Annotated in this window: 20 protein-coding genes; 4 read left to right on the top strand and 16 right to left on the bottom strand. The window is 62.8% G+C overall.

All coding sequences use genetic code 11. The annotated features are described in order from the left end of the window. The first annotated feature begins 46 nt into the window (after positions 1-46). The 3 genes from M2267_RS19165 to M2267_RS19175 all read left to right on the top strand — a co-directional run bounded on the left by M2267_RS19165 (position 47) and on the right by M2267_RS19175 (position 5403). The gene (locus M2267_RS19165) at positions 47-1234 is read left to right on the top strand and encodes an efflux RND transporter periplasmic adaptor subunit (protein ID WP_429116204.1); all 1188 of its coding nucleotides are present in this window, start codon (positions 47-49) and stop codon (positions 1232-1234) included. A gap of 14 nt (positions 1235-1248) precedes the next feature. Beyond that, on the top strand, positions 1249-4563 hold the full coding sequence (locus M2267_RS19170; RefSeq protein WP_429116206.1) for an efflux RND transporter permease subunit: 3315 nt from the start codon (positions 1249-1251) through the stop codon (positions 4561-4563). Positions 4564-4722: 159 nt separating this feature from the next. Next, a complete protein-coding gene (locus M2267_RS19175) occupies positions 4723-5403 on the top strand; it encodes a Crp/Fnr family transcriptional regulator (protein ID WP_429116208.1) in 681 nt (226 codons plus the stop codon). Positions 5404-5448: 45 nt separating this feature from the next. On the opposite strand, the gene ureG is transcribed toward M2267_RS19175, so the two are convergent. The 14 genes from ureG to M2267_RS19245 all read right to left on the bottom strand — a co-directional run bounded on the left by ureG (position 5449) and on the right by M2267_RS19245 (position 15965). Next, positions 5449-6060 (bottom strand): urease accessory protein UreG, encoded by a 612-nt coding sequence (ureG, locus tag M2267_RS19180; RefSeq protein ID WP_034794155.1) that lies wholly within the window; start codon positions 6058-6060, stop codon positions 5449-5451. Positions 6061-6140: 80 nt separating this feature from the next. Further along, the gene (locus M2267_RS19185; RefSeq protein WP_429116318.1) at positions 6141-6812 is read right to left on the bottom strand and encodes an urease accessory protein UreF; all 672 of its coding nucleotides are present in this window, start codon (positions 6810-6812) and stop codon (positions 6141-6143) included. Continuing rightward, entirely contained in the window at positions 6805-7278 is a 474-nt protein-coding gene (gene ureE / locus M2267_RS19190) for an urease accessory protein UreE (protein WP_429116210.1), read from the bottom strand. Before ureE ends, M2267_RS19185 begins: the two co-directional genes overlap by 8 nt. Positions 7279-7280: 2 nt before the next feature. After that, the gene (locus tag M2267_RS19195; protein WP_429116212.1) at positions 7281-7577 is read right to left on the bottom strand and encodes a putative quinol monooxygenase; all 297 of its coding nucleotides are present in this window, start codon (positions 7575-7577) and stop codon (positions 7281-7283) included. Positions 7578-7747: 170 nt separating this feature from the next. Continuing rightward, positions 7748-8287, bottom strand: a complete 540-nt coding sequence (locus M2267_RS19200) for a peroxiredoxin (protein WP_034794163.1) — start codon at positions 8285-8287, stop codon at positions 7748-7750. 276 nt (positions 8288-8563) lie between these two features. Continuing rightward, positions 8564-9235, bottom strand: a complete 672-nt coding sequence (locus M2267_RS19205; protein WP_429116214.1) for a TIGR02117 family protein — start codon at positions 9233-9235, stop codon at positions 8564-8566. A gap of 18 nt (positions 9236-9253) precedes the next feature. Then, the gene (gene ureC / locus M2267_RS19210) at positions 9254-10966 is read right to left on the bottom strand and encodes an urease subunit alpha (protein WP_429116216.1); all 1713 of its coding nucleotides are present in this window, start codon (positions 10964-10966) and stop codon (positions 9254-9256) included. Between the two features lie 3 nt (positions 10967-10969). Then, positions 10970-11614, bottom strand: a complete 645-nt coding sequence (locus M2267_RS19215) for a Urease operon accessory protein (protein ID WP_429116217.1) — start codon at positions 11612-11614, stop codon at positions 10970-10972. Positions 11615-11617: 3 nt separating this feature from the next. After that, complete coding sequence (locus M2267_RS19220) at positions 11618-12028, bottom strand: lysozyme inhibitor LprI family protein (RefSeq protein WP_429116219.1); 411 nt, start codon at positions 12026-12028, stop codon at positions 11618-11620. Beyond that, on the bottom strand, positions 12025-12330 hold the full coding sequence (locus M2267_RS19225; protein ID WP_060518934.1) for an urease subunit beta: 306 nt from the start codon (positions 12328-12330) through the stop codon (positions 12025-12027). Before M2267_RS19225 ends, M2267_RS19220 begins: the two co-directional genes overlap by 4 nt. A 72-nt stretch (positions 12331-12402) precedes the next feature. Next, positions 12403-12705, bottom strand: a complete 303-nt coding sequence (locus M2267_RS19230) for an urease subunit gamma (RefSeq protein ID WP_043627336.1) — start codon at positions 12703-12705, stop codon at positions 12403-12405. Positions 12706-12829: 124 nt separating this feature from the next. After that, on the bottom strand, positions 12830-13663 hold the full coding sequence (locus tag M2267_RS19235; protein ID WP_429116220.1) for an urease accessory protein UreD: 834 nt from the start codon (positions 13661-13663) through the stop codon (positions 12830-12832). Positions 13664-13837: 174 nt separating this feature from the next. Then, on the bottom strand, positions 13838-14812 hold the full coding sequence (locus tag M2267_RS19240) for a 2-hydroxyacid dehydrogenase (protein WP_429116221.1): 975 nt from the start codon (positions 14810-14812) through the stop codon (positions 13838-13840). A 142-nt stretch (positions 14813-14954) separates the two neighbouring features. Then, a complete protein-coding gene (locus M2267_RS19245; protein WP_429116223.1) occupies positions 14955-15965 on the bottom strand; it encodes an alpha/beta fold hydrolase in 1011 nt (336 codons plus the stop codon). Positions 15966-16159: 194 nt separating this feature from the next. On the opposite strand from M2267_RS19245, the gene M2267_RS19250 reads away from it, so the two are divergent. Beyond that, positions 16160-16612 (top strand): MarR family winged helix-turn-helix transcriptional regulator, encoded by a 453-nt coding sequence (locus M2267_RS19250; RefSeq protein WP_429116225.1) that lies wholly within the window; start codon positions 16160-16162, stop codon positions 16610-16612. A 91-nt stretch (positions 16613-16703) separates the two neighbouring features. Here M2267_RS19250 and M2267_RS19255 read toward each other — a convergent pair whose 3' ends face one another. Continuing rightward, complete coding sequence (locus M2267_RS19255; RefSeq protein ID WP_043626781.1) at positions 16704-17822, bottom strand: branched-chain amino acid ABC transporter substrate-binding protein; 1119 nt, start codon at positions 17820-17822, stop codon at positions 16704-16706. Between the two features lie 114 nt (positions 17823-17936). Beyond that, positions 17937-18281 carry a DUF6867 family protein gene (locus M2267_RS19260; protein WP_043626784.1) on the bottom strand — a complete coding sequence of 115 codons (345 nt, stop codon included), beginning with the start codon at positions 18279-18281 and terminating at the stop codon, positions 17937-17939. Positions 18282-18302: the final 21 nt, after the last annotated feature.

Raw genomic sequence — 18302 nt, forward strand, 5'->3', positions numbered from 1 at the left:
CGGTGATCCGCTCGATGTTGTTTCCATTGCCGGGACTGTAAAGCCGATGGCTCAAAAAGTATTGCCTGTTCTCAGCGTGTGCGCTGCGATGACACTTGGTTCGCTTTCCTTCGCCCGGGCGGAGGAAGCAGCGCAACCGAAACCAGCGCCGACCCTTCCCTCCATCGTCGTGACGGCGGCGGTCGACAAGCCGATCAGCGACCGGGTGGTTGCAACCGGCACCATACAGGCGGTCGAGCAGGTCTATGTTGCGCCGATGGTCGACGGCCTCTCCATTCGTTCGCTCAATGTCGACGTCGGCGACAAGGTCGAGGCCGGCAGCGTCCTGGTGGTTCTCAACGACGACGCGCTTCGCCTGCAAAAAAGTGAGCTCGAGGCGGCGCTCGCCAAGGCCGAGGCCGGACTGGCGCAATTGAACGCCCAGCTCACCGAAACCAGGGCCAACAACGACGAAGCCAAGCGGGTCAGCGATCGCGCCGCCGGGCTCTCCAAGAACGGAACGGTTTCGACCGCCGAAGCGGATCGGGTCCGGGCGCTCTACATCGCCATGCAGGCCCGCGTTCGTTCCGCCGAGCAGGCAGTCGCTGTCGCAACCGCAGACATCAAGGTGGCTGAGGCGCAGATCGAAGACATCGACCTTCGCTTGACGCGCTCGGAAGTGAAAGCCCCGGTCGCCGGCGTGATTTCTGCCAAGAACGCCAAGATCGGCGCCATTGCCAATGGCAGCGGCGAGCCGCTGTTTGCGATGATCCGCGACGGGGCGATCGAAATGAAGGCAGACGTTGCCGAGGCCGATATCATCAAGCTCGCGGTCGGCCAGCCTGCAACCGTGACCCTTGCGGGCGGCAACACCAAGGTCGAAGGATCGATCCGACTGATCGCTCCGACGGTCGATCCGGTGAGCCGCCTCGGCACCGTCTTCATCAGCCTCAACGACACCACGAAGGCACGCGCGGGCATGTATGCAAGCGCGCTGATTACCGCCGAGCAGAAGCGGGCGGTGGTCCTGCCGCAGACAGCCGTTACCAACGAGGATGGCCGCACCATCGTTCGCAAGGTCGAAAACGGCGTCATCCGTATTCTGCCGGTCAAGACAGGGATCTCGGACGGCAAGTTCGTCGAGGTGCTCGAAGGCCTGACGGCGGGAGAGGAAGTCGTGGCAAGAGCCGGCGCCTATGTCCGCGACGGCGACCACATCAACCCCGTCAAGTCTGCTGAACCAGCGACAAACTGACAGGAACCGTGACCATGAATTTCTCAGCCTGGTCCATACGCAATCCGATCGCACCGATCCTTGCCTTTTTCGTGCTGATGGTGCTCGGCTATCAGTCGTTCAATAGCCTGCCTATCACCCGCTTCCCCAACATCGACGTGCCGATCGTCTCGATCAGCGTGGCCCAGAGCGGTGCCTCGCCTGCCGAGCTTGAAACGCAGGTCACCAAGGAAATCGAGGACGCGGTCGCCAGCGTCACCGGTGTCGATCATATCCAGTCGACGATCAACGACGGCACATCGACCACCGCCGTGATCTTCCGCATGGAAGTGCCGACAACCCAGGCGGTGCAGGACGTGAAGGATGCGATCGACCGCATCCGCAGCGACCTGCCGACCTCGATCGAAGAGCCGATCGTCTCCAAGGTCGATGTCGAAGGCCAGGCGATCCAGACCTTTTCCGTCTCGGCGCCCGGCATGTCGCTGGAAGAGCTTTCCTGGTTCGTCGATGACGTCATCAAGCGCGAGATCCAGGGCAAGAGCGGCATCGGCCGCGTCGACCGCTACGGCGGCGCCGACCGGGAAGTGCGCGTCGAACTCAACGAAGACAAACTGAATTCGCTCGGCATCACCGCCGCAGACGTCAATGGCCAGCTGCGCCGCATGAACATGGACCTCGGCTCCGGCCGCGGCCAGGTGGGCGGCAGCGAGCAGGCGATCCGCACGCTCGGCGACGCCCGCAATGTCGACCAGCTCGCCAACACGATGATCTCGGTCCCGAGCGGCCGTTTCGTGCGCCTGTCCGATCTGGGCACGGTCACCGACACCTATGAGGAGCCACGCTCCTTCTCGCGCTTTAACGGCACCCCCGGCGTGACCTTCGCAGTTTTCCGCGCCAAGGGCGCCTCGGAAGTCAGCGTCGCCGAGACGGTCGCCAAATCGCTCGAGAAGATCCGCGCGGCGAACCCGGACGTCACCATCGAGATGGTCGACGATTCCGTCTACTTCACCTACGGCAACTACGAAGCGGCGCTGCACACGCTGATGGAAGGCGCGCTGCTCGCCGTCATCGTCGTCATGCTGTTCCTGCGCAACTGGCGCGCCACGCTGATCTGCGCCGTCGCCCTGCCGTTGTCGGCCGTTCCAACCTTCTGGGTCATGGAACTGCTCGGCTTCTCGCTCAATCTCGTCAGCTTCCTCGCACTGACGCTCGCAACCGGCATCCTTGTCGACGACGCCATCGTCGAGATCGAGAATATCGAGCGGCATATCCATATGGGCAAGTCGCCCTACAGGGCGGCGATCGAAGCGGCGGATGAAATCGGCCTCGCGGTGATCGCAACCACGTTCACGATCATCGCGGTTTTCATCCCGGTGTCGTTCATGCCGGGGATTGTTGGCCAGTACTTCATCCAGTTTGGCCTGACCGTCGCCGTCTCGGTCTTCTTCTCGCTGCTCGTTGCACGCCTGATTACGCCGGTCATGGCCGCCTATATGATGCGTCCGTCCAAACTTGACGGGCATCATGCCGAAGACGGCACCCTGATGCGCGGCTACACGCGTCTGGTTCATGCGACGACGAAACGCTGGTACATGCGCTACCTGACGGTGCTCATCGCGATCGGGGTGACCGTGGCGTCCGTGGCCGCCTTGTTCATGTTCGTGCCCGGCGGGTTCCTGCCTCCGGACGACACGTCGCGAGTCAGCCTGTCGGTCGAACTGGCGCCTGACGCTATGCTGGAAGACACCGACCGGACGACCGCGCAAATCTACGAAAGGGTCAAGGACCTGGACGGCGTGGAAAGCGTGTTCGTGCTTGGCGGTGCCTCGCCCAAGGGTGACCTGGAACTGCGCCGGGCCACCGTGACGGTGCTGCTCGAAAAGCGCGACCACTCGCTCCTCAACAAGGTGGTCAACGACGTCTTCGGCAAACTGCCGGTCGTCGGCCAGTACCTGCCGAAGTTGCCGCCATCGGGCCGCATCATTCCGCAGTCGCAGATCGAGAAGGAGATCTTTGCCCGCGTTCGCGATTTGCCGGATGTCCGGGTGATCAAGCTCAACGACCGAGGCGAGCGGGAACTGTCGTTCAATCTGCTCTCCAACAACGAGGCCGATCTCGACAAAGCCGTCGGCATTCTGGAAGGAAAGCTGCGCAGCGATCCGTTGCTGGCCAATGTCAGCCCGGACGGCGCCCTTCCGCGTCCCGAGTTGCAGATCCGTCCGCGCGACGAGCAGATGTCGCGCCTCGGCATCACCACGGCACAGATCTCCGAAGTGATCCGCGTCGCCACCATCGGCGATATCGACGCTGCATTGACGAAGATCGCCCTTGACGGCCGGCTGATCCCGATCCGCGTGCAGATCAACCGCGACTTCCGCACGGATATCGCCGCGATCCGCAATCTGAAGATCCAGACCGCTTCTGGCTTGACGGTGCCGTTGTCGAGCGTCGCCGACATCAACTATTCCGAAGGCCCGAGCTCGATCAAACGCTACGACCGCAACCGCGTCGTGGCGCTCGGCGCGGATCTTCCGATCGGCGTGGCGCTCAATACCGCCTCGGCGCGCTTCCTGCAGATTGCCGACGAAGCGAAGATGCCGTCGACGGTTCAGCTGCTGAAGAGCGGTGACGCGGAGGTCGAAGAGGAAATGCAGCAGAGCTTCGTCAATGCGATGCTGCTCGGCCTGATGCTGGTGCTGGTGGTGCTGATCCTCCTGTTCAAGGACGTGATCCAGCCGTTCACCATCCTGTTCTCGCTGCCGCTTGCGATGGGCGGTGTCGCAGCCGGCTTGATCCTGACCCAGAACTCGCTGTCGATGCCGGTGCTGATCGGCATCCTGATGCTGATGGGCATCGTCACCAAGAACGCCATCCTGCTCGTCGACTTCGGTATCGAGATGATGCATCACGGCATGGACCGGACGCAGGCGATGATCGAAGCGGGCCGCAAGCGCGCCCGCCCGATCATCATGACATCGATCGCCATGTCGGCGGGCATGCTGCCCTCCGCGCTTGGCGTCGGCGAAGGCGGCTCGTTCCGCGCCCCGATGGCGATCGCCGTGATCGGCGGCATCATCGTCTCGACGGTTCTCAGCCTCGTCGTGGTACCATCGTTCTTCCTGATCATGGACGACCTGTCGCGCCTGCTCGCCTGGGCTTTCGGACGCTTCGTCGGCAAGAAGGACGAGGAGAACCTGCCGCTCGACCGCGAAGCCCTCACGGGCCTCGTGCACGAACAAGGCAAGACGATCGAGAGCCTGGAAGACCGGCTGAAGACCCTGGAAACGGACCAGACCAAGGCACGGTCCGGCGGCAAGGTGATCAATCATCCGGCGCTCGCAGCCGAGTAAATCGTCACCGGCGTGGCCCTCCAACCTGGGCTGCCACAATTCCAAAGCAAGCCCGCGCCCTGCAAGCGCGGGCTTTTTGTTGTTTCTATTTGATCGAGGTCAAACCACGATCCGCAAAGCCCACTACCCTGACGCCGGATTTTACTCAGGACGGGTACGATGAAGACGTTGCGATTGAACTCGAACGACAGAGCGGTGCTGCTCGGCTCCTGCTTTTTCGAAAAGCTGCCGGCGGCGGCATCGAGCGCCATTCTCGATGATGTCGTGGTTTCCACCCACGAGGAGCACGACATACTGTTTGGCCAGGGCGAGGCGCTGGACCATGTCTTCTTCGTGCTTTCCGGCCTGGTGCGGCTTTATCGGCTGGGCAAGGACGGGCGCGAAGCGGATATCGCCGTCTTCCCGAAGGGCGAGCTTTTCGGCGAAAGCGCCATGTTCCTTGGCAACCGCGCCACCGCCAACGCCCAGGCGATCGAGACGACGATGCTCGCGCGCATCGACAGCCGCAGGCTTCGCAAGTTGGCCGAACAGTCACCCGAGATCGCCGACGCGCTGATGCAGCTTCTGTGCCGGCACGCGCAAATGGCCGAGGATTGCCTGGCCGAAGACCGGCTGCTGACGGCGCCGCAGCGGGTCGCAAGCTACATTCTCGGCAATTGCCCCGACGGCATCACCAACTTTTCCTTCCGCCTGCCCTTCCAGAAGAATGTGCTGGCCGGCAAGCTGGGCCTGGCGCCCGAGGCACTGTCGCGCGCCTTCTCGGCCCTTCGCCGCTCCGGCGTCACCGTCAAGGGCCGCGTCATCGAGATCCACGACCGGCAGGCGCTGGAGCGCTTCTGACGCACTGACAAGCTCAGGCGCCAGAAGCAACAAAAGCGGAAAGCGTCAAAGCCCACCGTGCAGCGTCAGGAAATCGACGATCCGGTTGATGCCGTCGCCGCGCTTCATGTCGGTAAAGACGAAGGGCTTTTCCGCCCGCATGCGCGTCGCGTCCCGCTGCATCACGTCGAGATCGGCGCCGACGTAAGGGGCGAGATCCTTCTTGTTGATGACCAGAAGGTCCGATTTGGTGATGCCCGGCCCGCCCTTGCGCGGTATCTCTTCGCCCTGGCAGACCGAAATGACATAGATCGTCAGGTCGGCGAGATCGGGCGAAAAGGTCGCCGCGAGATTGTCACCGCCGGATTCGATGAAGACGACATCGAGATCGGGAATGCGGCGGTTGAGATCGGCGATCGCCTGAAGATTGATCGTGGCGTCCTCGCGGATCGCCGTGTGTGGGCACCCGCCGGTCTCCACCCCGACGATGCGATCGGACGGCAGCGCCTGCATACGCACCAACGCCTCGGCATCTTCCTTGGTGTAGATGTCGTTGGTGACGACGGCGACGGAGTACTTCTCCCGCATCGCCTTGCAGAGCTTGTCGGTCAGCGCCGTCTTGCCCGAGCCCACCGGCCCGCCGATGCCGACGCGAAGGGGACCGTTCTTCGATGCCATCTGGATGTCCTTTCAAGGTGGAAGCAATTGCAGGGAAAGTGTGAAGCAGCGTTCCGTCTGAAATCGCGCAGTTCTATAGATTACGAACGGAAGAGCCGCGAATGCAGGCTCTCGTGCCTGAGCGCCGAAATATCCGCTGTCATCGTGGCCGAGCCGAGATCGTCGAGCGAGGCGCCGGCGGCCTTGACGGCTGTCGCCGCGATGACCGGTTCGAGCGCTGCGATGACACCGACGCCATCGCGCTGGCCGGTCACGCCGCAACGGATCGCCACCGAGACGGCGTTCGAGACGGAGGCGTTGAGATAGGCGGCAAGCGCCGGCTCGAGGCCCGTTTTATGAGCGCCGGCGACGGCACCGACTGCGACCGGATAGGCGACACTTTCAGGCAGCGCATCGAGAACCGGATGCGGCCACGAGCGCGCCGCTGCCAGAAACGCCTGGCCCTGCAGCATGGTTTCCATATGGCGCTCGCGGCCTCCGGCCAGGGCTTCGGCAAGCTCTGCCGCCGCAGACAGCCGGGCATGGTCGTTCACGGCACGATAGCTCTCGGCCAGAAGCAGCGCATCGTTCCAGCCGGAACCCAGAGAGACGACCGTCTCAAGCCAGTTGCGAAGCTCGCCGGCGTCGCTCACCAGACGATCGTGAACCGCCTGCTCGAGCCCGCTGGAATAGGAAAAGGCGCCGACCGGAAAGGCCGGCGACATCCATGTCGCGAGGCGAAGCAGCGCTTGCGTGCCGACCCGCTCAGCCATGGTGGTGGTGGCTGTGGCCATGGTTGTGACCGCCAGCATGGTAGGCGCCGCGCAACGGATGGAAAGGCAGCGAAACCTCGCTCACCGCCGCGCCCAGGCCTTCGAGCATCTGGCGGATCACCGGATCGCGGGCAATCAGGATGCGGCCTTCTTCGAACTGCGCCGGCAAATGGCGATTGCCGAGATGCCAGGCAAGCTCGATCAGATACATCGCGTCGCGCGGGCGGATTTCGTAGAGCGCTTCCGGTGCCGCGACGATACGGATATGGCCGCCGCCCTCAAGCACCAGGAGGTCGCCATCGGCAAGCATCACCGCTTCCTTGAGATCCAGCATCACCACATCGTCGTTTTCGAGATGCAGCAACTTGCGGCGCAGATGCCGCGCGTCGTGCGTCAATGTCACACTATGAAGCGGTGCAATATCGGCCGGTCCCGGTGAAAGAACCTCTGTCGAACGATAAGGCATCGTCAGAGAACCTCGACCTTTTCCGGCGTCACGAGCTCGATGCGCGCCTCGACCAGCAGGTCGGCCATCGCCGCCTGAAAGGCCTTCAGATGGGGTTCCTCGAAATGCGCGTCGACGGCGGCCTTGTCCTTCCAGGTCTCGACAAACACCATCACATCGGGTTCGGCCGGCTTGCGATAGAGGTCATAGGTGATGCAGCCGGCCTCGCGCCGCGTGGCCTCGATCAGCGGTGCTGCAAGCGACACCACTTCCTCCCCCTTGCCCGGGTGTGCGGTCAGGTAGGCGATAATGTAAACCATTGAACCCTCGATATCTTTTCTGTCGGCTACTTTAGCAAGAAAAAGCACTGGCGCCAGCGGGGAGCACGGCTTTTCACACGCCTGCGGCGACTGGGACCGCGCAAGAAAAAGCCCGAAGACCGGATCCGATCTTCGGGCTCTTTCCAATCAGGAACGGTAGACCGCTGCCATCAGGCGGCGAGCTTCTGGGACTTCAGCGTCTCCAGAATGTTCTGCGGCGAGGACACGCCATAGGGGTCGCTGTCGCAGTTGTCGGAATAGCCTTCTTCCTCGAACCACTGCTCGACAACGCCGTTGTTGACGACGGCAGCGTAGCGCCAGGAGCGCATGCCGAAGCCGAGATTGTCCTTGGCGACGAGCATGCCCATCTTGCGGGTGAACTCGCCCGAACCGTCCGGGATCAGCTTGACGTTTTCAAGGCTCTGAGACTTGCCCCAGGCGTTCATGACGAAAGCGTCGTTGACCGAGATGCAGTAGATTTCGTCGACGCCTTCGGCGCGGAAATCGGCCGTCAGCTTTTCGAAATCGGGCAGCTGGAAGGTCGAGCAGGTCGGCGTGAACGCGCCCGGCAGCGAGAACAGCACGACGCGCTTGCCTGCGAAGTAATCGTCGGAGGACACGTCCTCCCAGCGGAACGGGTTCGAGCCGCCAACGGCCTCGTCGCGAACGCGGGTGCGGAACGTTACAGCGGGTACTTTTCTGCCAAGCATCGTCATCTCCTTTGGACCACGATGATCTGGGTCGGCTCGACCAAAATCATCAACGTGATCGTCTCTTGTAAGTTAGAGCGGGATACATGCGGGAAACCGCAAACCGCTCTGGCGCAGCTCTCGGTCGGCAGGTCTTGGGAGGATTGCTGGCAACCGAGGAAGGTCAGCCGTCTTCCTATCGGATCTTGCGCTGCGGCGCAGCACGAAAGGCCCCAATTCACATGCAAGCATGGCAGCCATGCGGTGGCCGCATGGCTGCCAGCTGCCCGTCATTGCTCAGTTATGGAGCCGCAGCGACAACCCAAGACTTGGCGGAACCGGGTTCCACAGGCCGGTTCGCAAGCCCGCCTCTCGCAACGCCCGCGCCGTCCATGTGTTGCAGCCGAAGAGCGCGTTGAAGCTGCCACCAGCCTCGAAGAAGCGGTCGTTGCCATTGTAGGAAAAGCCCTCGACCGGAACGACGGCTCCGGCCTCGCGGGTGAAGCTCTCAGCCACAAAGTCGAGCAGCCGATCGTATCCCGCTTCGTTCAGCTCGAAGCCGGCGACGGCCGCCTGCGGCTCGACGATCCGGCCGGCGATATCCACATGCATGACCGAGCGGTCGAGCGTGAGCGCCTTGAACACCGGCCCGGCCTTCAGCTCCGACCAGGTCGGCGTTTCCAGATAGAAGGAGCGCCCGCCCCAACCGAAGATCAGCCATTCGGCCTGCGGATGCGCAAGCGGTACGCCGGCCGCCTCGACAAACCCGAACCGCGCCCGGGTCTCGTCCGTCAGGGGTATGGCGATGTCCGTGTGGATCGGGCCGGAAAGCAGAAGGATGCGGGTGCCCCCGGTTGCGGTCGCAGAGGCGGAAACCGGCAGGAGCGGCCGCGGCAGCAGGGTTCCGACGACAACGGCAAGCACCGCCGCCAGCAGGCCGAAGAAAACCCATTTCAGGCCACGCTTCATTCCCTGTCCCTGCCTGCTCTAGAACAGGAAGTAGCGCTGTGCCATCGGCACGACCGTCGCCGGCTCGCAGGTCAGAAGTTCGCCGTCGGCGCGCACCTCGTAGGTCTCCGGGTCCACCTCGATATGCGGCAGCAGGTTGTTGTGGACCATCGACGCCTTGCCGATGCCGCCGCGGGTGTTGCGGACAGCCACGAGCTGCTTGGCGACGCCGAGCTTGGCGGCAAGGCCGGCATCGAGCGAGGCCTGCGACACGAAGGTGACGGAGGAGCTGGTGCGGTTCTTGCCATAGGCGGCAAACATCGGCCGGTAGTGCACCGGTTGCGGCGTCGGAATGGAGGCGTTCGGATCGCCCATCGGCGCCATCGCGATCGAGCCGCCCAGCAGCACGAAGTCGGGCTTCACGCCGAAGAAGGCCGGGTTCCAGAGGACGAGATCGGCACGCTTGCCGACCTCGATCGAGCCGATCTCGTGGCTGAGGCCGTGGGCGATCGCCGGATTGATCGTGTATTTGGCGATGTAGCGCTTCACTCGGAAATTGTCGTTGTCGCCGGTTTCCTGCGGCAGGGGCCCGCGCTGGCGCTTCATCTTGTCGGCGGTCTGCCAGGTGCGGATCGCCACCTCGCCGACGCGGCCCATCGCCTGGCTGTCCGACGAGATGATCGAGAAGGCGCCGATGTCGTGCAGGATGTCCTCGGCCGCGATCGTTTCCTTGCGGATGCGGCTCTCGGCAAAGGCGATGTCCTCGGGGATCGACGGCGACAGGTGGTGGCAGACCATCAGCATGTCCAGATGCTCGGCCAGCGTATTCTTGGTGTAGGGTCGCGTCGGGTTGGTCGAGGACGGGATGACGTTCGGCTGGCCGCAGATCTTGATGATATCAGGCGCGTGGCCGCCACCCGCCCCTTCCGTATGGAAGGCATGGATGGTGCGGCCCTTGATCGCCGCGATCGTGTCTTCGACGAAGCCGCTTTCGTTCAGCGTGTCCGTGTGGATCATCACCTGAACGTCGTATTCGTCGGCGACGCCGAGGCAGCAGTCGATCGCCGCCGGCGTCGAGCCCCAGTCCTCGTGCAGCTTCAGCGAGGTGGCGCCGGCAAGCACCATTTCCACCAGAGCACCCGGCCGCGAAGCATTGCCCTTGCCGGCAAAGGCGATGTTCATCGGGAAGCCATCGGCCGCCTCGATCATGCGGGCGAGATGCCAGGGACCGGAGGTGCAGGTGGTTGCAAGCGTGCCATGCCCCGGCCCGGCGCCGCCGCCGAGCATGGTGGTCAGCCCGCTCACCAGCGCTTCTTCGATCTGTTGCGGGCAGATGTAGTGGATGTGGCTGTCCATGCCGCCGGCGGTGATGATCTTGCCTTCGCCCGCGATGACCTCCGTGCCGGGACCGACGATGACGGTGACGCCCGGTTGCGTGTCCGGGTTGCCGGCCTTGCCGATGCCGGCGATGCGTCCGTCCTTGAGGCCGATATCCGCCTTGACGATGCCCCAGTGGTCGATGATCAGCGCGTTGGTGATAACAGTGTCGACGGCGCCCTCGGCGCGCGTCATCTGGCTTTGCCCCATGCCGTCGCGAATGACCTTGCCGCCACCGAACTTCACCTCCTCGCCATAGGTGGTGAAATCCTTTTCCACCTCGACGAAGAGTTCGGTATCGGCGAGCCGCACCTTGTCGCCGACCGTCGGGCCGAACATGTTGGCATAGGCCGCACGCGACATCTTGTAGGGCATGGTTCAGGCTCCTTGGGACGAAGAAGAAACGGGATGGAGGCGGCGAAGACGGCCGCCAGCCGCAAGCGCGTCGACATGGCGGCGCTCGGCGGCAAAGGGATGCCATTCCCAGCCGACATGACCAAAGCCGGCAAGAACGACATCGTCGTCAGGCGTCGCGAGATGCGCGAGGATATCGGCAATCACGATCATCCCGCTCGACGGAACGACGTAAGGATCTGGCGAAAAGCCGGCGAGATCCTGCTCCACCTGCTCGTGCACATCGACCGGAACGACGCGAAAGCCGCGGTTGGTCGAGCGGGCGAAGCTCTCGAAACCGACAGTGTAATCGTCGCAGAAGTCGTCGAGGTCCGGATGCGTTTCCGCAAGCCCGGCGCGCATCGCGGCAAACTTCGCGCCGGAGCGAACGCACCAGATCTCCCGCGCCTGGCGCACCGTGGCGTTCGTCTTCCAGCGGCCACCGCCGAGCATGGAAATCCCCGGTCGCCCGGTGTTGCAGACGGCGACGATATCGGTCCTGTGGCCGCCGGAGCCGACAGAGCGGCAATCGTTGAAGCGCACGACGAGATCGGCACCATCGATCGTCGCGCCGGCGCCGTCAGGCACCTCGCCATTGCCCACGATCATGATGACGCGGCCAGCCTGCAATGATCAGTTCCCTTGGGTTTCGAGAAATTCGTTGAGTTCGGCGGTGCGCTTCTGCGTAAGCTGGGCAAGGCAGCCCGAAACCAGCATCGGCTCCGCCTGGCCGCCACGGGCCTGGAAGCCGGCAAACTCGCATTGACCGTCGCGATAGCCGATCCAGGCGCGCTGCGCCGTCTTCAGCGCCTCGACCGCGCCGATATCGGCGCCTTCCAGCTCCTTGTCGACATTCTGCGCCGCCGTCATCGCCTGCCGGTAGACTGCATTCAACTCCGCGTCGGCCGCTTCATATTCCTGGTAGGCGCAGTCATTCAGATCCGGCTGAGTGATCGCATTCGCACAATCCGCGTCCGGCTCGTCCTCGGCGAGCGCCGGCGCAGCAAGCAGCAGAAGCAGCCCGAGAACCGGCAGCGCCCTCATAGCTTGCCCATCACCTGCTGGCGGAAGCCATAGACCTCGCGCTTGCCGGAAAGCGGTATCAGCGTCACCTGGCGTGTCTGGCCCGGCTCGAACCGCACGGCCGTGCCGGCGGGAATGTCGAGCCGGCGACCGTAGGCGGCCTTGCGATCGAACTTAAGTCCCGCATTGGTTTCGGCGAAGTGATAGTGGCTGCCGACCTGGATCGGGCGGTCGCCGGTATTGGCGACCTCGATCGTCGTCGTGTCGAGGCCGACATTGAGCTCGATCTCTCCGGCCGCCGCGATGATTTCTCCTGGGATCATGGTCTTCTCCTCAAGCCGCCCTCGGCCGGCCGCATACTTTTATCCCGCATTCAGGCTTCAGGCGCCCTGCGCCTAGCGGATGGGCTCGTGCACGGTGACGAGCTTGGTTCCGTCAGGAAAGGTCGCCTCGATCTGGATGTCATGGATCATCTCGGCGATGCCCTCCATCACCTGCTCGCGCGTCAGCACCTGCGCACCCGCCTCCATGAGTTCGGCGACCGAGCGCCCGTCGCGCGCGCCCTCGACGACAAAATCGGTGATCAGCGCGATCGCTTCCGGGTGGTTGAGTTTCACGCCGCGCTCCAGGCGCCTACGGGCAACCATGGCCGCCATCGAAATCAGCAGTTTGTCTTTCTCGCGCGGGGTAAGATTCATGCGTCGCCACCGGTTGTTCGTGAAGCAATTCCCTGGGAAATCTGCGAAGCGGTCTTCCGCCAGGAATTACAAAGTTTCAATGCGTTAGATCGTTTCACTGTTTCAAATAAAAATGTGAAACGCGCTAGAGTACCCAGACTTTCGGCACAGTCTTCTGCTTGCGCAAGTGCGAAATAACCGGGATGAGGATTTTTCTGAGCGCGAAGCCATCCGGCGCCACGAAACGGGCAACCAGCTTGTCGCGGCCATGGACCTGAAAATGGCTGATGCCGACGCCCGCTGCGCCATCGACGAGCGACCGAAGACGCGGCAGTTGGAGTTCGCAGTCCGGACCGACATAGAGCAGCGTGGCAAAGGCAGCCGCACCATCGAGCACCGCCTTGCGTTGGGCGAGACTGGCGACTTCTCCTGATAGGGCGAGATTGTCCGCATGCAGCAGTTTGCCCTCGCTACGGATGCGCCAGCGATCGCGGAAGAGCCCGGTTTCAACTGCCTCACCCATTGCCTTGCGGCCGAGCAGCACCGCTTCGACCGCGAGAAACGTCGAGTCTGAGGCAAGTTCCACCTCCAGCGAGCGCGCGAGCGAGGCCCGGTCGAAGAGGATCGTCTCCTGCGGCAGCCAGTCGACGCGCGCGCCGGCGGCAACCTCGATACGGGTCGCCACTTCGACGGTATCGGCGCTCGCCTTATAGATCTTCTCGCAGGCCTGCGTCGTCACCGTCACCTCGGTTTCGGCCCCTGCCGCGACCTCCCAGATCATCCGATCGCCGCCGGTAAGCCCGCCGGAAGAATTGATGAGCACTGCCTCCATCGAGGTATCGAAGGTCTTCGGCAGGCGGATCTTGGCGCAGCCTTCCTGGTAGAGTTCGGCAATGCGGCTGTGGCCGAGCGCCGCCTTGGCGACCAGCCGTCCCTTGCCCCAGGCCCGCTGCGGGGCGATGCGTGCTGCCTTGTCCATCTCAGACCGCTAAGCGGCGTCCTTCATTCGAGGCACAGTGCCCATTGAGCCCACCGCCTTATCTTGGCGCTATCGTCCGCATCGCGGCACGACAAGTCAAGTTATTGTTTTGCAAAGAAAATCGTCAACATGCTGCATTTCCATGCAGGCTCTGCGCAGAAAACGGGCAGCCTTCTACACGACGCGATCCGGCGGTTCGCGACCATCGAAGAAGGCGGTGACATTGTCGACTACCTTCATGCCCATGGCGACGCGCGTCTCCTCCGTCGCACTGCCGAGATGTGGAAGCAGAACGACATTTTCGAGCGCGCGCAGACGTTCCGGCACGTTCGGTTCCGCCTCGAAGACATCGAGGCCGGCGCCGCGAATGACACCGTTTTCGAGCGCCGCGATCAGCGCCGGCTCGTCGATCACATCACCCCGCGCCGTGTTGACGAGGTAGGCGCTTTTCTTCATCAGGGCCAGGCGTTCGGCATTGATCAGGTGCCGGTTTTCGCCGCCGCCAGGGCAATGCAGCGACACGAAGTCCGCCACCTTCAGCACGTCCTCGACCGTGTCGAGTTGGCGGGCGCCATAACGGCTGGCCTCGGCCGGGTCGATGCGTGAGCGATTGTAGAAAACGACATCCATGTCGAAGCCGAAGTGGCAGCGCTTGGCCATCGCCTTGCCGATGCGGCCGAAGCCGATGATGCCGAGCGTCTTGCCGGTGACCTTGCCGCCAATCATGTGGGTCGGGCGCCAGCCGGTCCATTCGCCGGCCCTCACCTGCCGCTCGCCCTCGCCTGCCCGCCGCGCGACCGCAAGCAGCAGCGTCATGGCGATGTCGGCGGTGCAGTCGGTCAGCACACCCGGCGTGTTGGTGACGACGATGTCGGCAGCCTTGGCGGCCGCAACGTCGATGTGATTGTAGCCGACGCCATAGTTTCCAAGGATCTTCGCGCGGAGACCGCCGCGGGCAAAGAGGTCGGCCGGAAGCCGGTCAGAGACCGTCGGGAGAACGGCGTCATAGGTCCGCAGTGCTTCGGCCAGTTCTGCGGCTGTCAGCGGCACGTCCCCTTCGTTCAAGGTGACGTCGAAGCGTTCGGCAAGCACCTGCTCCACCGCTGCCGGCCAACGACGGGTGACGAGAATGCGGGGTTTCGAGCTCATGCCTGCCTCCGGATCAGAATCGCTGCGAGATAGTGCACGAAACGGCGCGACGCGACAGCTATCTCGACAAGCGAAACACCTATCACAAAAAGCAAAAAAGAGGCGCCGTTGCCGGCGCCTCTCATCGTGATTTCAACTGCCATCAGGCCTTGGCGAAGGCGAGCAGGTCGGCGTTGAGCTGGTCCTTGTGGGTGTCGGTGATGCCGTGCGGTGCGCCGGCATAGACCTTGAGCTCCGCATGCGGCACCAGCGTCTTCGAGGCCCGTGCCGCCGCATCGATCGGCACGATCTGGTCGTCGTCGCCATGGATGATCAAGGTCGGCACGTCGAACTTCTTCAGGTCCTCGGTAAAGTCGGTCTGCGAGAAGGCGACGATCGAGTCATAGGTGTTCTTGTGGCCGGCCATCATGCCCTGCAGCCAGAAGCTGTCGATCATGCCTTGCGAGGCAACCGCGCCCGGGCGATTGAAGCCGAAGAACGGACCGGACGCGATATCGCGGTAGAGCTTGGAGCGATCCTTGAGGCTTGCCGCCTGCAAACCGTCGAAGACGTCCTTCGGCAGGCCACCGGGGTTCTTGTCGGTCTTGACCATCAGCGGCGGCACCGCCGAGATCAGGCCGGCCTTGGCGACCCGGCTGGTGCCGTGGCGGCCGATATAACGGCTGATCTCGCCGCCGCCGGTCGAAAACCCGGCGAGGAAGATGTCCTTCAGGTCGAGCGCATTGATCAGGTCAGCAAGGTCGTCGGCATAGTGATCCATGTCGTTGCCGTCCCAGGGCTGCGACGAACGGCCGTGGCCGCGGCGGTCATGGGTGACGACGCGGAAACCGTTGGCGGCAAGGTGGAAGGCCTGCGCTTCCCAGCTGTCCGACGACAGCGGCCAGCCGTGGCTGAGCACGACGACCGGGCCATCCTTCGGCCCCCAGTCCTTGTAATAGATCTCGACGCCATCGCGGGTGATGATGCGGCTGCCCATGGTGTTTGCTCCCTTCGTGCCGGACGCGCCGGCGGTTGATACAGTGTTGGATGCGGCCTTGGCCGGCGTGTTCATGGCATGGACCGCGACTGCCGTGGCGGCAGCGCCAAAGGCGGCCGAGAGAACGCTGCGGCGGGAGATGCTGTTGGCTTCGGTCTTGCTGATTGCCTTGCTCATGGAACGCTCCTTCTTCCCTGCGGTCGTGCCGCGCTATAGTTAGATATCTAGCGATTAAATCGTGCACGATTTATATACATTTATATCGCCATCGATTAGATCGTGCACAACATTTATAATGCGACCGCACGACTGTCAATGCCTTGCGATTATATCGTGAACGATTTATTTTGAACGCATGACAGGAGAAAGCGATGACTGACACCAACTCCAAGAACGACGAGGCGATGCTGGCGCTCGACAGCTTCCTCTGTTTTGCGGTCTATTCGGCAAACCACGCCTTCACGCGCATCTACAAGCCGCTGCTGGAGGAACTTGATCTCACCTACCCGCAATATCTGGTGATGGTGCTGTTGTGGGAGAAAGACGACCAGACGGTCGGCAGCCTCGGCGAACGGCTCTTCCTGGAATCGAGCACTTTGACGCCGATGCTGAAGCGCCTGGAGGCCGGCGGCTACATCGCCCGTGTGCGCGACAAGGCGGACGAGCGGCAGGTCCGGGTGCAATTGACCGACATGGGCAAGGCGTTGCGGCAAAAGGCAGTGGAAGTGCCCCGCAACCTTGGCGAAGCGACAAAGCTCGGCCCCGACGATCTCCAGCGACTGCGCGCCGAGGTCTCCTCACTCAGGGACACGCTGCTGAAATAGCCGACCGCTGCGCCGACACCTCACCAAAAAGAAAAGCCCGGCGATCGCTCGCCGGGCCCCAACCAGTCGGACACAAGGTCCGAACTCAGAACTACTCGTTCTGGAAGTAGTTGTACTTGCCGTCGTCACCCTTCTTCCAGGTGTACATGACGTAGTCCGGACGGGTGATGTCGCCCTTTTCGTCATAGCCGAGTTCGCCGATTGCGGTCTTGAACGGACCCTTTGCCTTGATGGCTTCGGCAACTGCCTGCGGGTCGTTGCCGCCGGAAGCCTTGGCAGCTTCTGCGATGACCTGGAGAGCGGCGTAGGCGTAGAGCGTGTAGGCTTCCGGTTCGAAGCCGGCAGCGCGGAACTTCTCGACGAGGTCCTTGGCAGCCGGGTTCTTGCGCGGATCCGGAGCGAACGTCATCAGCGTGCCGTCAACGGCGTCGCCGGCGATCGAAGCCAGTTCGTTCGAAACGATACCATCGCCCGACATCAGGGTAGCCTTGAGGCCCTGGTCCTTCATCTGGCGCATGATCAGGCCGGCTTCGGTGTGCAGACCGCCGTAGTAAACGATCGAAACGCCAGCTTCCTTCATCTTGGCGATGAGCGCCGAGAAGTCCTTGTCGCCGGTGTTGATGCCTTCATAGAGGGCTTCGGTGAGGCCGGCTTCGTTCATCGACTTCTTGGTTTCGTCGGCAAGGCCCTGACCATAGGGGGTCTTGTCGTGAATGACGGCGATCTTTGCGTCCTTGAAGTTGGCGGCGAGGTAGGCACCGGCAACTGCACCCTGCTGGTCGTCACGGCCGCAGGTACGGAACGTGTTCCAGAGACCGCGCTCGGTGAACTGCGGGTTGGTGGAGGCCGGCGTTACCTGCAGGATGCCGTTTTCGGCGTAAACTTCAGAAGCCGGGATGGACACGCCCGAGTTGAAGTGACCGACAACGAACTTCACACCGTCAGCAACGAACTTGTTGGCGACCGAAACGCCCTGCTTGGCGTCCGAAACGTCGTCGCCGAGCACAACCTTGATCTGTTCCCCATTGATACCGCCGGCAGCGTTGATGTCAGCGGCGGCCTGCTCTGCACCTTTCTGGAGCTGTGCACCGAAAGCGGCGTTCGGGCCAGTCAGCGGGCCGGCGACACCAACGAGAATATCAGCCCAGGCGCTGCCGCTGAAGGCAACCATAGCCGTCAGCGCGACCGCCGACAGAAGAGACTTTTTCATCTTGTTACTCCCAATTATTCGAGCGGGTCTCGTTACCAACCTGCGCAATGCCCACCATAGTTGCGCCGGTGTTTCTTTCGCACCGGCCGCGGCGGCCGGCGCGCGCTGTTCCCTTTATTTGGCTTTCCATGAGAAAGGCGAAGCCTTCTCATAGAGCCAATAGTAGTTATTGGTCATTTGCTTGGTCCGGTAGTATCGGAAACCTGCGGTAGCAAACAACAAAAGCACGATCGTGTCCACGATATAGTAGTGCAGGCTGAACATCGTGCCCTCGAAGAGAGCGTGATGCACGAAGCGGATGCCAAGCCCCAGCAACGCAACGTAGAGAAGGAGGCGCGGAAACTCCTCCCAGCTTTCGGCGACGCTCTTGCCGGTACGCCACGCCGTCCAGCCGCCGAGAACGCAGCTGATGAAAAGAAATTGCCAGATCGACACTTCTTCGTAGAGAATTCCCTGCATGTCACTTGCTCCAGATGCAGC

The organism is Ensifer sp. KUDG1, from assembly GCF_050434285.1.
Taxonomy (GTDB): domain Bacteria; phylum Pseudomonadota; class Alphaproteobacteria; order Rhizobiales; family Rhizobiaceae; genus Ensifer.

Excerpts from the sequence above, each read along its gene's own strand:
- M2267_RS19230 (WP_043627336.1), bottom strand. The coding sequence starts at position 12,705 with ATGAATCTTACCCCGCGCGAGAAAGACAAACTGCTGATTTCGATGGCG.
- M2267_RS19220 (WP_429116219.1), bottom strand. The coding sequence starts at position 12,028 with ATGAGGGCGCTGCCGGTTCTCGGGCTGCTTCTGCTGCTTGCTGCGCCG.
- ureG (WP_034794155.1), bottom strand. The coding sequence starts at position 6,060 with ATGGCATCGAAGAACGGTCCCCTTCGCGTCGGCATCGGCGGGCCGGTG.
- M2267_RS19235 (WP_429116220.1), bottom strand. The coding sequence starts at position 13,663 with ATGGACAAGGCAGCACGCATCGCCCCGCAGCGGGCCTGGGGCAAGGGA.
- M2267_RS19200 (WP_034794163.1), bottom strand. The coding sequence starts at position 8,287 with ATGCTTGGCAGAAAAGTACCCGCTGTAACGTTCCGCACCCGCGTTCGC.
- M2267_RS19205 (WP_429116214.1), bottom strand. The coding sequence starts at position 9,235 with ATGAAGCGTGGCCTGAAATGGGTTTTCTTCGGCCTGCTGGCGGCGGTG.
- M2267_RS19250 (WP_429116225.1), top strand. The coding sequence starts at position 16,160 with ATGACTGACACCAACTCCAAGAACGACGAGGCGATGCTGGCGCTCGAC.
- M2267_RS19195 (WP_429116212.1), bottom strand. The coding sequence starts at position 7,577 with ATGGTTTACATTATCGCCTACCTGACCGCACACCCGGGCAAGGGGGAG.
- M2267_RS19260 (WP_043626784.1), bottom strand. The coding sequence starts at position 18,281 with ATGCAGGGAATTCTCTACGAAGAAGTGTCGATCTGGCAATTTCTTTTC.
- M2267_RS19245 (WP_429116223.1), bottom strand. The coding sequence starts at position 15,965 with ATGAGCAAGGCAATCAGCAAGACCGAAGCCAACAGCATCTCCCGCCGC.
- ureE (WP_429116210.1), bottom strand. The coding sequence starts at position 7,278 with ATGCCTTATCGTTCGACAGAGGTTCTTTCACCGGGACCGGCCGATATT.
- M2267_RS19225 (WP_060518934.1), bottom strand. The coding sequence starts at position 12,330 with ATGATCCCAGGAGAAATCATCGCGGCGGCCGGAGAGATCGAGCTCAAT.
- M2267_RS19165 (WP_429116204.1), top strand. The coding sequence starts at position 47 with ATGGCTCAAAAAGTATTGCCTGTTCTCAGCGTGTGCGCTGCGATGACA.
- M2267_RS19240 (WP_429116221.1), bottom strand. The coding sequence starts at position 14,812 with ATGAGCTCGAAACCCCGCATTCTCGTCACCCGTCGTTGGCCGGCAGCG.
- ureC (WP_429116216.1), bottom strand. The coding sequence starts at position 10,966 with ATGCCCTACAAGATGTCGCGTGCGGCCTATGCCAACATGTTCGGCCCG.
- M2267_RS19170 (WP_429116206.1), top strand. The coding sequence starts at position 1,249 with ATGAATTTCTCAGCCTGGTCCATACGCAATCCGATCGCACCGATCCTT.
- M2267_RS19255 (WP_043626781.1), bottom strand. The coding sequence starts at position 17,822 with ATGAAAAAGTCTCTTCTGTCGGCGGTCGCGCTGACGGCTATGGTTGCC.
- M2267_RS19185 (WP_429116318.1), bottom strand. The coding sequence starts at position 6,812 with ATGGCTGAGCGGGTCGGCACGCAAGCGCTGCTTCGCCTCGCGACATGG.
- M2267_RS19175 (WP_429116208.1), top strand. The coding sequence starts at position 4,723 with ATGAAGACGTTGCGATTGAACTCGAACGACAGAGCGGTGCTGCTCGGC.